The sequence below is a fragment of the Mucilaginibacter sp. CSA2-8R genome, from assembly GCF_038806765.1.
Classification (GTDB): Bacteria; Bacteroidota; Bacteroidia; order Sphingobacteriales; family Sphingobacteriaceae; genus Mucilaginibacter.
Map to the genome: position 1 here is coordinate 1017950 of NZ_CP152389.1, position 15413 is coordinate 1033362.

A 15413-nucleotide genomic window follows, 5' to 3' on the forward strand; every position below is an offset into this window, starting at 1 on the left:
TATCAAAAAAACACCATAAATACTATGTTCGAGGCCGATGATATAAAAAAGGTAAAAAATGTCAAGCGAAATGGCGGCACTGAATGGGCATATTTTAATGATGGCGAGGAAAAAACATTAAAGCTTAATTTCTCTAAAACCCAGGTTAAAGGAGGCCGCGAGCTTCGTGTAGGAGAGATCATTCTATTGTTTCAAAAGGTGGATAGAATACGCGGCGTTCAACCCTTTACTTATCTTACCCATTTGGTGACGCCATTAGGAAAGCCAATTATTAGAAACGATGAACTTGAACATAAATGGAAATGGGAATTAGAGGTTGCAGTAATAGCTAGAGCCAATCCAAGAACCGCAATACACACACGACCTAACCTACTAAGCTTTCGCAATCCTAACTGGGGGAAAATATGCAATATTGAAATGCTTAATTATGAACTTACCCTAAATGAGATACAGAAAGAAATTTGGAACTATTTTCAACCGTTCTTTAGCTCTGATCTTGATGGATTACTAAAATCTCCTGCAATTAATAATGAAGAAATAGAATTGGATTTTGGTTTATTGGAAGGACGTGAATACGAATATGTAAAAACACACCTAAGCAGGGAACGGAATAGTGTTATAATTGGGTTAGCTAAATCGCGGGCATTCAGGAAAAGTAACGGCCGGGTTTTGTGTGCTTGTTGTGATTTCGATTTTTTAAGGACCTATGGTGAACATGGCTTAAATTTTATAGAAGCACATCATATAATCCCGATAGGAACGGGTGTCGAGCGAATAACAAGAATTGAAGATCTGGCGATGGTTTGCGCGAATTGCCATCGTATGCTGCATAGAAAAATAGCAGGAACCGATCGTTATTTTAACGTGAAGGAACTACGAGATCATGTAATCGATAGGAAAATAAACTATAAATGAATATAGCTTGCTTGAGTTGGGGATCATTAATATGGGTACCGGGTCAGTTGGAGATTATTGGGAATTGGCTTGTTGATGGTTCATATCTCCCTGTAGAGTTTTGCAGGCAGTCGGCAGATGGCCGGCTGACTTTAGTACTTACACCTTTCGCCAAACCTGTTCAAGTTCTATGGGCTAGAATGAGAAGTGACAACTTAGATCAAGCTATAGAATCTTTGCGTGTGAGAGAAGGTACAATAGTCAAAAACATTGGTTTAGTTGCGGCTGGCGAAGATTATATCGATCCCATTAAAAACGAAATTTTGAATTGGGCAACCGCAAAGAATTTGGATGCTGTTATTTATACAAATCTTCCACCGAAATTTAGCGGGCAAACAATGTGGCTCCAACAATGGATGATGTAATTGGATATATAAATAGCTTAAACAATGATCAAAAAGCAATAGCTGAGATTTATGTCAGTAGAACTCCGGTGCAAGTTAAAACAAGCTACAGAGTATTGTTTGAGCAGGCTTTTGGCTAGTTCCCCGTTAAATAAAATTCTAAATGCAACTAGTCCGCGCTGCAAGTGGCGAATATGGCATCATTCAATTCCTGCTCTAAACTTTGACATGGAGGTAGTACAACATCTAACATTGCAATTTGAATTGTTGATCCAGATTGACCTGCATATGGAACCGGCATTCTCTGTCCCCGTGCTGGACATAAACCTGGAACAATTGAAGCTTTAGATTATTTACCTGTTCAAACCGGAAGGCAACCTCTTTACCCTGGACGAGAACAGTTGTTTTGAAACGCTGCATCATCGGGTGCAAAAGTAGTTTTAACCGAGGTATTGTTACAGCTATTACTGAAGTTTATTAAGCGGCGAAAGTTGTTGTTTTTGGGTGTCTGTTATTGTTTCCGTGTTTTTCATCTCCAATCACATCGATTGAGAGCAAAGCTGACCGGAAAATATGGCTTTTCACGCCGAGAACCGAGCACGGCAAATTAAAATTGCCTTATACATAGAGACCTATATCGATTTTGTAGTTGATTCGATGGCGTTCTTGATTACTTTGGTTAAGTTTACGACTGCAAAAAGGGATTTACAGTTTTCCCAAAAAGTATAAAACTAACGAGTGCCCGGTATGGACAATTGGAAGACATCTTGTTGGTTTGCAATCTATTTGAAAGCGCAATTAGACAAATACAAAAGCAGTTCTTCCTCTGATTTAACCACGCTTGATTTAGTTTATTACTATAAACAATCTAGGGTTTTGTAAGATAGTTGCTGTTTCAGAGGAATTGAACGAATCTACGACATTTTGTGGGTATTAAATTATAGGTGGTTCAAATAGGGGTATTTAAATATTAAAAATGGACAAAGATTTAGGCTTACATAATTTGCCAATAAATTGGCAGTTGGTTCATTTGGAAGATATCGCGCTATTTTCTAAAGGAAAAAAAACTGCCCTTACAAAGTTACCACATAACAAAACAGTTCCCTACCTGGATATCGAAGCACTAGAAAAACACCAAATACGGCATTATGCAATCGCTAGCGAAGCGATAATGATAAACGAAAAGTCACTCGCTATGGTCTGGGACGGCGCAAGGTCCGGATTAGCCTTCAAAGGCAAAGAAGGTGCTTTGGGGTCAACATTGATGAAAATTACACCAATTCTTGTAAATGAAATCTACATCTACTACTATTTTCAGTTTATAAGGGATTATATCAAAAATAATACAAAGGGTACGGGTATTCCTCACGTAGACCCTCAAATATTATTTAAAACGAAGATACCCTTACCACCAACTGAAGAGCAGGAAAGAATTGTTCAACAGATAGAAGAATTATTTAGTGAATTGGATGATAGCCTTGAAAAAATTAAAGAAGCGCAAACAAAGTTAAGTTTGTACCAACAAGCTTTATTTGAAGAATCGTTTAAACGTATTAATGTAGAGCGTGAGGTGCCATTGAGTGAAATTTGCTTTATTGTAGGTGGAGTAACAAAAGGACGCAATTTGGTTAATAAAGAAACCATAGAGTTACCTTACTTAAGGGTGGCGAATGTCCAAGATGGTTACCTGGATTTAGAAGACGTGAAAACAATCCGAATCCCTTTGAAGGAAAAAGATAGGTACTTGCTTGCAATAGGTGATATTCTTTATACCGAAGGCGGAGACAGAGATAAATTGGGAAGGGGTACTGTATGGAAAGGTGAAATAAACGAGTGTATACATCAAAATCACATTTTTCGGGCAAGACCCAAGTCAGCTAATTATAATTCAAATTACATTTCTTACTACTCAAAAACGAAAGCAGCACGAAACTATTTTTTTAAAAGCGGTAAGCAGACTACTAATCTAGCGTCAATCAATATTAAAATTTTATCGAACTTAAAAATTCCTATTATTCCACTTGACGAGCAAATAAGAGTTGTTGAAAAAATAGATTCACAATTAAGTATTCACCGTCATTCTGTTTCAAAAATTCAGTCCATACAAATTGAGATAAATCATGCAAAGCAAAGTATTTTAAAAAAAGCCTTTAACGGATATCTAGTTTCACAAAAAACATCCTGGGATTCTATCGACGATTTGTTGGTAGATATAAAGCGGGAAAAGCAAAAGATTACAACAGCGCTAAAAAGTGCAATTAATAAAAGTGCTAAAAAACTAAAGATGGATAATAAAGAGATAGTTGAGGTGCTAAGGGGATCAGAGCAGCCTTTGTCCGCAAAAGAAGTTTGGGAAAGTAGCCGATACAAGGGGGACATTGAAAAGTTTTATGCAGAGCTAAAAAAGGTTGCGCACCTAATCAAAGAAGATACAAAAGGGTTTATTTCACTTAAAAAAAATTAAGGGCATGCGAGTCGATAAAGTACATATCAAAACGACGTTTAAAAACCTCACAGATTTCAAGATCGACATTGACGAGAAAGCAATGGAAACTGTTTTGCTCGGTTTAAACGCAACGGGTAAATCAAACTTTATGGAAGCTCTTGTTATTATTTTCAGAGATTTGGACCTGACTTATAATTACAATAGAAAGCAATCGCCAATTTTTGATTTTTACATTAAGTACGAGTGCCGTAACCGTATAATTGAAGTAGACTATGACAAAGGAAAATACAAATTTAATGTTGATGGAACACCAGAAACTTCAAACTTCACAAGGAATATAGATCGGTATCTTCCAAAACATATTTTTATTTACTACTCTGGAATAAGCGATAGGTTAAATGATTTGTATATACCTCATCAAAAACTATATTATGACCAAATCATAAAAGAGCACGCAAAAATTGAGAGTTTCAATAGTATTCGCAGAATTTTCTTGGCCCAAAATGTACACGCAAATTTTGCGTTAATTGCGTTTTATCTTTTCCCCGACCAATCTGCTGAGACATTGCAATTTTTAAAACAAGAACTAAAAATTACAGATTTTGGGTCTGCACTATTCATGCTTAAAGAACCAGCATGGGTGCAATCAAAGAATAAAGGCGAATTGTTTTGGGGTGCTGATGGCTTAGTTAGAAAATTATTAGATGATTTATATGAAATCGCATATGCCCCGATAGAAGAAAAAGCGCGAGTAAATGTAAGTTATAAAAAGACCGAGAACCAAAATCGGAAATATCTATTCATCAAAGATTTAATCGATTTTAAAAAATTAGTTGATTCAAAATATAGCAATAAGATCGAGTTGTTTAATGCCTTAGAAAGCATCCATATTTCTGATCTTTTACATGACGTAAAAATTACGGTTGGCAAAGAGGCGGTAGATGGCGAGCTTGCTATGAGCGAACTTAGCGAAGGTGAAAAACAGCTCTTAACAGTTTTGGGCTTATTAAAATTTACTAAAGATGAAGAATCGCTCGTTCTACTCGATGAGCCTGATACACATCTAAATCCCATGTGGAAATGGAAATATCTTGATTATTTAGATAGTGTTGTGAAGAGACAAGATACAACACAGATCATATTTTGCTCCCATGATCCTTTAGTAATTGGTAATCTCAAAAGAAATCAGGTGCAGATCTTTAAAAAAAATGAGGAAGGGAAAACTGAGGCATTTAATCCTTTTGTTAGTCCGCGTGAAATGAGTGTTTCTAAAATACTCACAAGTGAATTATTTGGAATTCCTTCACTAATTAGCAAAAAGCTTGAAGACTTGCTTAATCAGAAGCGTTATTTACAAGCAAAACTAGCGAATGGAAAACTTCAAGAGGACGAAAAGACGGAGTTCGAACGACTAAAAAAATATTTTGATCGAATAGGATTCGATGATGACACTGCTGATAGCAGATATAATAGATTTTTGCAACTCACAAGTGAAAATGAAGCTTTTGTAAATCGGAAATATACCAAAGCAGAAGAGGAGGAATTAGACAAGATCGCCCGCGACGTGCTTGAAGAAATATCAAAAGAAAAGAAAAAAGCATGAGGTATATCGACAATAGTAAGCTTGAGGAGGCTGCCGTTGATATTGGATGGGATGCAATAAGACAACATCATATAAATGCAATGGCTGGTTTAAGCGTAGGTGAAAGGAAGACTTATATAACAGCCCATCCAGACTGGAATTTGTTTCAACCTTTTATGTTGGCTTTATCACACAATAAATGCTGGTATTCGGAAGCGCCGATTGGTAATGGAGACTTTGAGGTGGATCATTTCCGACCCAAGAACAAATCGAAGCAGAAGATAGATTATACAAGTGCTAAAAGCAAATCAGTTGTTCATAAAGAAAACGGCTATTGGTGGAAAGCATACGATTGGGATAATTATAGATTGGCTGGGGCACTGGCAAATAAACTAAGGCGTGACAGGCTTGGCGATTGTGAGGATGTAAAAGGGAAAGGTGATCACTTCCCCCTTGATCTTGTCTTAGGGAGAGTTGCAAATGATGAAGAGGACTTAGCATGCGAAGAGACAGTGTTATTAGATCCCACAAATCCGGTAGATGTATCCTTACTCACTTTCGACAAAGGGATTCCTATTCCAGCAACAACTGATGAAAACGACATAGACAGAGTTAAACAATCTATATTTTATTATCACCTCGATTTAGACCAGCTTAATACTGCTCGAAAAATAGTTTGGGATGATTGTGTGATCCAGATAAAGGACGCAAAAAAAAATATTGATAACTCTGCACCGGCGGTTAAAAAGGCAATGGTAAGGAAATGCTTTGAAGAATTAATTAGATTGGTGGACTCCGAAAGAAAGTCATATACGAGTACAGTAAAGGCGTGTTTGATGGTTTATTCAGAACTTGATGGATATTCTTGGTTAAAAAATTTAGTAAGAACATTATGACTACAAATAACCTGGTACAGAAAATCTGGTCATTTTGCGATACATTGCGAGATGATGGCTTAGGATACAATGATTATCTGGAGCAGCTTACTTATCTGCTGTTTTTAAAAATGGCCGATGAAAATAAGAATAAATACAACTTACCAAACATTTGTGATTGGACAAGTCTCGTCGCGAATAAGGGTGGAAAGCTACTTGATCAATATGAGAGAATATTAAAAGCACTCGCAGATTCTGGCGGGATGCTTAAAAAGATTTTTTCTGGTGCTCAGAATAAAATACATGACTCATCCAAGCTGCAAAGACTGATTAATCTGATAGATGAGGAAAACTGGACATCTACAGGCTTCGATATTAAAGGCGAAATTTACGAATCACTGCTTCAAAAAAATGCTGAAAATAGTGGAGCTGGCCAGTATTTCACCCCGCGATCTGTTATCCAGGCCATAGTTGAATGTATAAAACCGCAACCATCCGAAACAATAGCAGATCCGTCTTGTGGAACTGGTGGCTTTTTTTTAGGCGCATTGGAATATCTCAATAGGAAAAAGCTAACTAACGAGGAGCGAGATGTTATTAGATTCGATACATTTCATGGGTGGGAAATTGAGAAAGCTACCGCTCGACTTTGCCTAATGAATCTTTATTTGCATGGTGTAGGGGATCTTAAAAAAACACCAGACATACAAGTTACGGATAGTCTTAAAGCAAAGGATACAAAAAAGGTGAAGATAGTATTAGCTAATCCACCTTTCGGAAAGAGCAGTAGCGATATTCCTACTAATGATATAAAAATGTCCGAGAAAGAAGGCTATTTCCTTAGAGAAGACTTTTGGGTTACGACCAGCAATAAACAACTCGCTTTTATACAGCACATAGTTAACATGCTAGAGGAAAACGGACGCGCTGCTGTGGTTTTGCCAGACAACGTGCTTTTTGAAGGAGGCGCAGGTGAAGTAATACGGCGTAAAATTCTTGAAGAGGTTAATTTGCACACTATTTTAAGATTACCTACGGGCATATTTTACGCACAAGGCGTCAATGCTAATGTCTTGTTCTTTAATAAAAAACAAGTCTCTAAGAGGAAAAATAAAGATGTTTGGTTTTATGATTATAGAACGAACGTCCATCATACTCCTAAAAAGAATCCGCTATCGTTTAATAGTTTAAAGCAATTTGTTGAGTGTTACAATGAAAGTAAAAGGAAAGAAACATGGGCAAAAGCTAGTCCTCAAGGACGTTGGAGAAAATATTCGCATGAAGAGATTCTGGCTAGGGATAAGGTAAACTTTGATATAACTTGGCTAAAGGACGAAAGCTCAATAGATATGGATGCACTACCTGATCCTGATATTTTGATAGCCGAAATAATCGATAACTTAGAAACCGTTCTAAACAATTTAAGAAATGTGAGAGACTCAATTTCAGTTTAGTTTAGTCGAAAAAAAAGTAAGTGATTTTACTTTCTTAATTCTGGAAAGAAGAATAACTACAACAACCTTTGGATTTCGTCAAATTCGATTGAAGTTGATTTAAATAGGGCTAATAGACCTTCTTTGCGAATTCCTTTTAATTTATTATCAACAATTTCTAAGTTTAAGCGTCCTCGATTATAAATTGCTATCGCGGTGTGGCGTGATAATCCTATATTTTGTAAGGCTATGACAATTCTGTTTTGAGTGCCATATTCTAAAAGAGTAGCCCAATTTTCGCCAGCACTTTCGGCACCCAAAATTGTCACCAATACCTGGTAATAGTGATTAAAATACTTTTCAAAGAGAAATCGCAGAACGTGCTCAATATCATCGATGATATTCTCTATTACGATATTGATATGTTGAAGATTATCTTTTTCGAATGGCACATAGGAATTATAGTCAATAGCTACAGTACCCCCCTTAGTCTCATAATATTTTAGGGATTGATTTATAATTTGACTAAGACTAAAACCTTTAATCCATTGAGTCATTATTGTAGCATAATATGCCATGCTACTTTTCTTTCGAAGATCAGATTCCGCCCCGTTCCATTGGTACAAATCAAAAAAGTATTCCAAAAGAGTTTTACAAGTTTCATAAAACTTTTCACTATTGGCATTTGGTAATAAAATAGATCGACCTTGCTTGTGGTCATTTAACAATTTGTTGTAAACCTGTTGTTGAATGCTAATTTTAATTGATGGGTTGCCATTTAGAATTGAAAATGGCACGTTAATATTCTGGCCTTGTTTTTTTGCGAGCTCAATGATTTTTTCCTTTTTGTCTGCTATTAATTTATTTATAACAGGACTTTGATAGTTTGATTGTGTCTGTAAACTATCAATTGATATGATATTTGCAATATATCTTAAAACTTCTTTTTCGGTCTCTGATCCACTAATATCTTGCTCCAGCAATATTTTTTCTATCTTTTTTAAATTGCTATCGATTCTAGCAATTACAGTCGGCACTATCGTAATCTCCTTCTTAGTAAGAATACTTTCCTTATTTTCCCAATTGCAATCTTCATGTTTAATACAATAAATATTTCCGGACAATTCTATATTTAAACGTCCAGCACGACCAACCAAATTCCAAAAATCGATATCCTCTAATTTATTAAGGCCATTTTTGTTATTTAAAATAAAGAGGTTTTTAGTTGGCATGTTAACACCTTCTAACAAGGTTGATGTGCAAAAAACAAATGATACCAATTCATTTTTATATAAGGACTCTACAACATTCCGAATTAACTGTGGCAATCGCCCATGGTGATAAGCCGTTTTTTTAGTTAATAGATCGGATAGATAATAATCGGGATGTACGTATTCTTTAATTTGTTCAATTGCTTTTATAATCTCTGGATGTAAACTTGCCTCAACTACCCTAGTATCTGCGAAGGTTTTGGCAACATTAATAGTTTTTTGTTTACTATTATTATAAATCAAATTATTTTGATTCTTGCCTAATAAGGTTATTACTTCATTGATTCCCGTTAATCGTTTATCGAATGGTATAAGACGATTTTGTATGCTATTTTTCTGAATGGCTTCAATACGTTTATCAATTAGATCAAGAAAGTAAATATTTTGGGTAACCGGCGATTCATCGGTCTTAAATACCTTATCCTCTACACTTCGATTAAACAGCTTGAGAAAAATTTCAGGATTGGAAACATTAGGAGATGAAAAATAAAGTTTAAGGTTTCGTCCAAACTTCGCTTGTGATTTCTCAATAGCTGTGTATGTTGTAACACTCCGGGTATCTTTTAATTGTGCTAACTTGTGTGCTTCGTCAACGAATAAAAAACCAATGGAAGTTTGAGAATCATTTGTAAGAAATGATATTAAACGCTCAGGAGTAAGAATCATTATATAATTAAAACTTTCCTCAGTAAGCTCAGTTACATTCGAGTTTGTGATGATTTTATAACGGTAATATTGAAGGTCTTCATCAAGATCTTTTTTTACATCCATCGCAAACTGATTGATCAATGCCCTAGTAGGAACTAGTATGACCATATTCTCCCGTGGAGTATTGCGAAAAATATTCTTGATAAATGTTTTGATAATAAACGACTTTCCCATTGATGTTGGACCAGAAAAACTAAATTCAGCGCTGTTAATCAAGCGGGAATAAAGCTGATATTGGGTGTATGTAAAGACAAAACCCTTCAGATTTGGCACAGCTTGTATTATACGCTTTGATTCGATTTCCAATTGACGATCAAATGGTACTTCTGCCCAATTATCGTTTTTTGTTTCCAGATAATTAATAGCAGGAAAATTTCCTAGCTTAAAATATACTGCTTTTGCAACGGTTTTATAAAATGGATCCTGGGAGAAACTTGTGTTTAGGTGGGCAATAATTTGATGAGCATACTCTCTTGCTCCTAAACTTTCAGAATTCGATAGTATGTCCGCATAACGCAATGAATCTTTCAATTCTTTAGCATTAAGAGAAAGGGAAGGCTCAAAAGACGTTTGAAAACTCCTAAGTGCATTCGACTGCGCACACTTATCTAAAAGTGTATAAAAATAAGGTTCATGCAGTATTTCAAAAGTTAATTTCTCAATTAGGGTTTCGCTCATTTGATTAGCTGATTAATTATGGCAACGCGATGTTCGCTTAAGTCGCTGAATGGGATTACATATACATAGAAGCTGTACCCGGTAAAACATTGTTTATTGATTTGATAATTTATTGAGCCGATCTTACTCTGAATTTCACTTTGGATTCGTTCCCGTATATGCCTTCTAAATTCAGCATTGGATTTATCAAACTCTTCTTTAGTAATTTCAACATTGAAACCAAGGAAAATGCCAAAAGAATAATCCATGTTAGTTTCGTCATCCTGAGCGCTTGGTAATAATATTTTCTTTAGTAAGGAATAAGCTGCATCATCAAAAACCTCTTTAACCAATTGACTATTTACAAGATCAATTTCAAAATGTAATTTATTCTTTCTGTTGTCTAATAATGTATTTATTGAACCGAAAGCATCATAAATCCCTTGTGCCAAATCTGCATGCAATTTTGATTCACCAAACACAAGCTGGTAATCTTTGTCAGTAATCTTTAAAAGATGAACACCGTCAGCGCCATTTACATACATTTGGTTTGAGGTTTTCAACTCTAGTTTGCTAAGTATCTTTGGTGCATTCAAATGACATTCCAATAAGCAATACAATAGCAATTCACCTAATTCACCACCTTCGTTTTGACCAGCTTTTGCACTTGCTTTCTCCTTTTCTATATATTCACGCAGTTTTGATTTTGATTTCTGGATTAACGTATTTAATTGGTCTTTTTGGCGCAGAGATTCAACTTCAGTTCTGGATAATGCAAAATGATAAAGCTTGTTGCCTAATAATTCGACCAATTCATTATAAGCAAAACTGTTGTTAGAAATTTTCAGAGTGAAAACATTTAACTTATTATTCCTATCTAGCGGTTGATCTTTAATGTCGGAATAAAATAGATCAAGGAAGTTACTTTTAATTGAAGTTGAAATCATGAATCAAGGCCTAGTTTCATTTGTTCCTTATAGAATTTACAATCTATTTCTGAACTTAATATGCTAATATATAGATATTTTAAGCTTGTTAGAATAATAGAGTTAAAGATTCAATATTATCAACCGGTTTAAGTATAGAGTGAGTTTGTTTGTACAACAAAAGTTCTTTACAAAAATTCCCAATGACACATATTTATCTCGTGTGCAAAATCCGATACCATTGTTGATATGCAATAGAATATATCTCTAAGAGGACATTAAAGCATTTTGGTCCGTCCCGTACAATCCGTTTACGAAAATATTGTTTTAATAAAAAGGCTTATTGTACAATAAGCCTTAAACATTCTACTTCCTATCAAGCCGTATCTTTAGGTTACTCATATCTTCTTTCAACTTACGCTCGACAACTTTAGCATAAATCTGAGTGGTGGTTATTTTGGTATGACCTAAAATCTTACTCACCGTTTCAATGGGAACGCCATTAGATAATGTTACAGTGGTAGCAAATGTGTGCCTGGCAATATGAAATGTGACGTTTTTAATAATGTCACAACGATCAGCAATTTCTTTCAAGTAGCTATTAACCTTCTGGTTTGATATTTTTGGAAAGACCCGACCGTCATATAAAGCACGCTCGTTATCTCTGTACTTATCCAGTATCATTAAAGCGTTAGGCAAAAGGGGGACGATAACCGGAATCAACGTTTTTTCTCTGCATGTCCTAATCCATCTGTCGCCGTCAGCTCCCGTTACAATATGCGCGGGCTCAAGATTGCTTACATCCACGTAGGACAGTCCGGTATAGCAGCAGAAGACGAACATATCCCTAACCATTTCGAGGCGCTCAATTCCAAACTTCTTTTCTTCAATAGCCTTCAATTCAACTTCTGATAGCTGCTCTCTATTAACTTTTTGGATTTTAAGTTTATAAGTAGCGAACGGGTCTGAATCTATCCAGTGGAGGTTTAATGCCAGATTCGTCATCTTTTTTAATCGAATGATGTGTTTCATCACGCCGTTGTTATTGAGCGGCTTTTGATGATCTTTCGGTTTGTGATTACGCAAGAAAACTTCGAAGTCTTTCACAAACTTGTAATTGAGCTCACGCAGGTAAATGTCAGTAGCCTTATAATGCTCTTCAAGGAACTTCTTTAAATACCGCTGAGTAACGTAATAATGCTTAAGCGTACTCCACTTCAAATCAGAGGTAGCCGTCTCGTTATGATAACTCATTAGGCTGCTGAGTGTAAAGGCCTCTTCCTTCTCGCCAAGAAAAAGACTCTTGATCAAACGGGTATTGATTAGTTTTCCTTTTAATTGTAGTTCCTTATAGCAGTTGCCTAACTTCAATCGAACCTCTTCCAGGTAAGCGTTCAGCTCCTTTATTTCACTCTTGGTGCCTTTAGCAGTACCTTTTCCAAAATCCCAGATACTGATGTCAACCATTTTCTGCTTTAGAGCAATAAAGCACTTTTCCTTGTTGATGGTCACCACCACATATAGGGGTGCTTTGCCGTCCTTCTCCTTATCACTCTTGATGGTAAAGTAGATGCGGAATGACTGTGATGTCTTCATACAATAACATTTTTAATGATTAATGAATTAATTACATCCTGTTTCAGCTTCGCTTTCAGGTGTTCAAAAGGTGTTCACAGCTTTTTGGTTCTTGTAAGTTTTATCCATCTAATGGATTATTTATCAGCGCGTTACATCACTTTTGAACACCTAAGGTAAAAACTAATCTCAGGTAGTCAGTTAGGTGTTCAGAAGTTTGGCTTTCTTTGGGGTTAGGAAGGGGATAATTAATGAAAAAACCCCCTAAATAAGCTATTTAGAGGGTTTCGAGGGACGTTGCTGTCCTAATTTGTGCGCCCACCTGGGCTCGAACCAGGGACCAAAAGATTATGAGTCTTCTACTCTAACCGACTGAGCTATAGGCGCAGCTCTTGGAATGATGGAAATTTTGTTTCCGGGTGCAAATTTAGATATTTGCGGCAATTACCCAAACACTATTTATGCAAAATATTAAAAACATCATATTTGATTACGGCAATGTTATCTTTAGTATCGATTTTGCCAGGGTACAGCAGTCGTTCAATGAACTGGGCATCAGTAATGTAGATGAGTTTTTTGGTCATCTGCAACAAGATCCTATTTTTGATGCTTTTGACCGCGGACAAATCACCGCTGCCCAGTTTCGTGACCGTATTCGTGAAAAAACTAACAATGCTAATCTTACCGACGACGAAATTGATGCCGCCTGGAATAGTATTTTAGTGGGTGTCGCCCCCGGTAATCATGATTTGCTGTTAAAATTGCAACAAAAATATCGCACCTTTTTGCTAAGCAACATCAACGAAATACATTACGACTTCATTTTAAAATACTTGAAGAACAACTTTGGCTTCGACAGTAACGACCATTTGTTTGAGAAAATTTATTACTCGCATTTTACCGGCAAACGCAAGCCCGAGATTGCCATTTTTGAACAGGTATTGCAGGAAAATAATCTTAATCCGGCCGAAACATTGTTTATAGATGATAGTCCGCAGCATCTGGCTGCTGCGCAAACCTTGGGCATACAAACCTTTTTGATGAAAGCCCCAGATACTATACAAGCTTTTGCCGGTCGCGAACATTTACTATAATCCACAAAGTAAAAACGCCGGTTAAGCTAATGCTGACCGGCGTTTTTAGTTATAATATATTCTGTTAAATCTTTCTGCGCCTTTTCTCTTTAATAATCAGGCCTAATTCGCGGCTCATTTGGCCGGCAATGGCGGTATTTTCCTGGGCGCGCCTAAACAGGTAGGGTAATACTGCCTTTACTGGTCCGTAGGGTACATATTTTACCACATTGTAACCGGCATCGGCCAGGTTAAAGCTCAGGTTGTCGCTCATGCCCAGTAATTGCGAAAAATATACATGTGGGTGGTTATGCGGAATGCGGTGCTGGTTCAGCAAATCGGCCAGTAAACGGCAACTGCTCTCGTTGTGTGTGCCGGCTACCAACGCAATACGGTCAATATGCTCTATACAAAAACGGATAGATTCGTTGTAATCGCGGTCGCTCGATGCTTTATCAGGTTGTATGGGCGATGGATAGCCCATCTCCTGCGCACGTCTGCGCTCTTTTTCCATGTAAGCGCCGCGTACAATTTTAACGCCTAACAAAAACTCTTCGGTACGGGCTACGTCAAAATCTACTTTTAACGAGGCTAATTTATCATGGCGGTAAATCTGATAAGTGTTGTACACAATAGCCTTATTACGGTTAAAGCGGCGCATCATGTTCAGGGCTAATTTATCCAGCGTTTTTTGTATCCAGCTTTCTTCGGCATCAATCATTACCGGTATGCCTGCCTGGTGCGCCTTTTGGCAAATGGCCAGCACCCGGTTTTGTACCTTTTGCCATTCTTCTTCTTCGGCTGAGGTTAAGGGTGTGCCGGCATCCAGTTTTTCGAGCAGGCCGAAGCGGCCTACGCCGGTTACTTTAAATACGGTGATCGGGATGGCCGGGTCGCCGGTGGCGCGTTCAATGGTGCGTATAATTTCGTCACCTGTTTCATCAAAAACATGCTCCTCTTCTTCGCCCTCTACCGAGTAGTCCAAGATGGTGCCTACACCGCCCGACTGCAGGTTTTTAATGGTAGCATTACACTCGGCAATAGTTTCGCCGCCGCAAAATTGTTTAAATATGGTGGCCTTGATGATTCCTTTTATAGGCAAACCAATATTCATGGCAAAGTTGGTGATGCCAGGTCCAATTTTAACTAACAAATTATTATTAATAGCCGTAAAAAGCCAGTAAGCCCGCGTTAAATCATTATTAGAGGCATGTTTAAAGGCAATCTCTGTGTTTTCGAATGATAGGGTGCCCCTTTCGGGTTGCGGTAAATCGGTACGTTGAGCAAGCATCGTGCAAAATTAGAAAATCAATCTATATAACTCATTTTCTACACTAATAGTTTATTTTTGCCGCCACCATGATTGAATTTAAACTAAATGGCGAGTTTATCCCTCTAATACAGTTATTAAAGGCCACCGGGTTAGTGCATACCGGCGGTGAAGCACAGATAGTGGTCACTGAAGGCGAAGTGAAATATAACGGCCAGGTTGATTATCGCAAACGCCTTAAAGTAAAAAAGGGCGATGTGATTGAATTCCGGTCTAAAAAAATTGTGGTGATATAATTT

At 37.0% G+C, this 15413-nt stretch carries 12 protein-coding genes and 1 tRNA gene; 8 read left to right on the plus strand and 5 right to left on the minus strand.

Annotated features, from left to right (window positions below; all coding sequences use genetic code 11):
- The first annotated feature begins 24 nt into the window (after positions 1-24).
- The 6 genes from AAGR14_RS04425 to AAGR14_RS04450 all read left to right on the plus strand — a co-directional run bounded on the left by AAGR14_RS04425 (position 25) and on the right by AAGR14_RS04450 (position 7655).
- Positions 25-915, plus strand: a complete 891-nt coding sequence (locus tag AAGR14_RS04425) for an HNH endonuclease (protein ID WP_342647391.1) — start codon at positions 25-27, stop codon at positions 913-915.
- On the plus strand, positions 912-1319 hold the full coding sequence (locus AAGR14_RS04430; protein ID WP_342647392.1) for a hypothetical protein: 408 nt from the start codon (positions 912-914) through the stop codon (positions 1317-1319). Before AAGR14_RS04425 ends, AAGR14_RS04430 begins: the two co-directional genes overlap by 4 nt.
- Before the next feature lie 955 nt (positions 1320-2274).
- A complete protein-coding gene (locus AAGR14_RS04435) occupies positions 2275-3762 on the plus strand; it encodes a restriction endonuclease subunit S (protein ID WP_342647393.1) in 1488 nt (495 codons plus the stop codon).
- Positions 3763-3766: 4 nt separating this feature from the next.
- Positions 3767-5347 (plus strand): ATP-binding protein, encoded by a 1581-nt coding sequence (locus AAGR14_RS04440; protein ID WP_342647394.1) that lies wholly within the window; start codon positions 3767-3769, stop codon positions 5345-5347.
- The gene (locus AAGR14_RS04445) at positions 5344-6222 is read left to right on the plus strand and encodes a hypothetical protein (protein ID WP_342647395.1); all 879 of its coding nucleotides are present in this window, start codon (positions 5344-5346) and stop codon (positions 6220-6222) included. Before AAGR14_RS04440 ends, AAGR14_RS04445 begins: the two co-directional genes overlap by 4 nt.
- Positions 6219-7655: a class I SAM-dependent DNA methyltransferase gene (locus tag AAGR14_RS04450; protein ID WP_342647396.1), complete on the plus strand. Its 1437-nt coding sequence runs from the start codon at positions 6219-6221 to the stop codon at positions 7653-7655. Before AAGR14_RS04445 ends, AAGR14_RS04450 begins: the two co-directional genes overlap by 4 nt.
- Before the next feature lie 56 nt (positions 7656-7711).
- On the opposite strand, the gene AAGR14_RS04455 is transcribed toward AAGR14_RS04450, so the two are convergent.
- The 4 genes from AAGR14_RS04455 to AAGR14_RS04470 form a co-directional block, all read right to left on the minus strand.
- Entirely contained in the window at positions 7712-10291 is a 2580-nt protein-coding gene (locus AAGR14_RS04455; protein ID WP_342647397.1) for a DEAD/DEAH box helicase, read from the minus strand.
- Entirely contained in the window at positions 10288-11217 is a 930-nt protein-coding gene (locus AAGR14_RS04460; RefSeq protein WP_342647398.1) for a DUF1837 domain-containing protein, read from the minus strand. The genes AAGR14_RS04455 and AAGR14_RS04460 overlap by 4 nt, the downstream gene beginning before the upstream one ends.
- Positions 11218-11562: 345 nt before the next feature.
- Positions 11563-12792, minus strand: coding sequence for a site-specific integrase (locus AAGR14_RS04465; protein WP_342647399.1), 1230 nt, complete (start codon positions 12790-12792; stop codon positions 11563-11565).
- A gap of 292 nt (positions 12793-13084) precedes the next feature.
- Positions 13085-13158 (minus strand) — tRNA-Ile (locus tag AAGR14_RS04470).
- A 74-nt stretch (positions 13159-13232) separates the two neighbouring features.
- Between AAGR14_RS04470 and AAGR14_RS04475 the strand changes: the two genes are divergently transcribed.
- Positions 13233-13865 (plus strand): HAD family phosphatase, encoded by a 633-nt coding sequence (locus tag AAGR14_RS04475; protein ID WP_342647400.1) that lies wholly within the window; start codon positions 13233-13235, stop codon positions 13863-13865.
- A gap of 64 nt (positions 13866-13929) precedes the next feature.
- Here the strand turns inward: AAGR14_RS04475 and AAGR14_RS04480 are convergent, their stop codons facing one another.
- A complete protein-coding gene (locus AAGR14_RS04480; protein ID WP_342647401.1) occupies positions 13930-15135 on the minus strand; it encodes a proline dehydrogenase family protein in 1206 nt (401 codons plus the stop codon).
- A gap of 68 nt (positions 15136-15203) precedes the next feature.
- Between AAGR14_RS04480 and AAGR14_RS04485 the strand changes: the two genes are divergently transcribed.
- On the plus strand, positions 15204-15410 hold the full coding sequence (locus AAGR14_RS04485; RefSeq protein WP_342647402.1) for an RNA-binding S4 domain-containing protein: 207 nt from the start codon (positions 15204-15206) through the stop codon (positions 15408-15410).
- The last annotated feature ends 3 nt before the right edge of the window (positions 15411-15413 follow it).

Coding starts and splice junctions, on each gene's coding strand:
- AAGR14_RS04425 (WP_342647391.1), top strand. CDS start 25: ATGTTCGAGGCCGATGATATAAAAAAGGTAAAAAATGTCAAGCGAAAT.
- AAGR14_RS04430 (WP_342647392.1), top strand. CDS start 912: ATGAATATAGCTTGCTTGAGTTGGGGATCATTAATATGGGTACCGGGT.
- AAGR14_RS04435 (WP_342647393.1), top strand. CDS start 2,275: ATGGACAAAGATTTAGGCTTACATAATTTGCCAATAAATTGGCAGTTG.
- AAGR14_RS04440 (WP_342647394.1), top strand. CDS start 3,767: ATGCGAGTCGATAAAGTACATATCAAAACGACGTTTAAAAACCTCACA.
- AAGR14_RS04445 (WP_342647395.1), top strand. CDS start 5,344: ATGAGGTATATCGACAATAGTAAGCTTGAGGAGGCTGCCGTTGATATT.
- AAGR14_RS04450 (WP_342647396.1), top strand. CDS start 6,219: ATGACTACAAATAACCTGGTACAGAAAATCTGGTCATTTTGCGATACA.
- AAGR14_RS04455 (WP_342647397.1), bottom strand. CDS start 10,291: ATGAGCGAAACCCTAATTGAGAAATTAACTTTTGAAATACTGCATGAA.
- AAGR14_RS04460 (WP_342647398.1), bottom strand. CDS start 11,217: ATGATTTCAACTTCAATTAAAAGTAACTTCCTTGATCTATTTTATTCC.
- AAGR14_RS04465 (WP_342647399.1), bottom strand. CDS start 12,792: ATGAAGACATCACAGTCATTCCGCATCTACTTTACCATCAAGAGTGAT.
- AAGR14_RS04475 (WP_342647400.1), top strand. CDS start 13,233: ATGCAAAATATTAAAAACATCATATTTGATTACGGCAATGTTATCTTT.
- AAGR14_RS04480 (WP_342647401.1), bottom strand. CDS start 15,135: ATGCTTGCTCAACGTACCGATTTACCGCAACCCGAAAGGGGCACCCTA.
- AAGR14_RS04485 (WP_342647402.1), top strand. CDS start 15,204: ATGATTGAATTTAAACTAAATGGCGAGTTTATCCCTCTAATACAGTTA.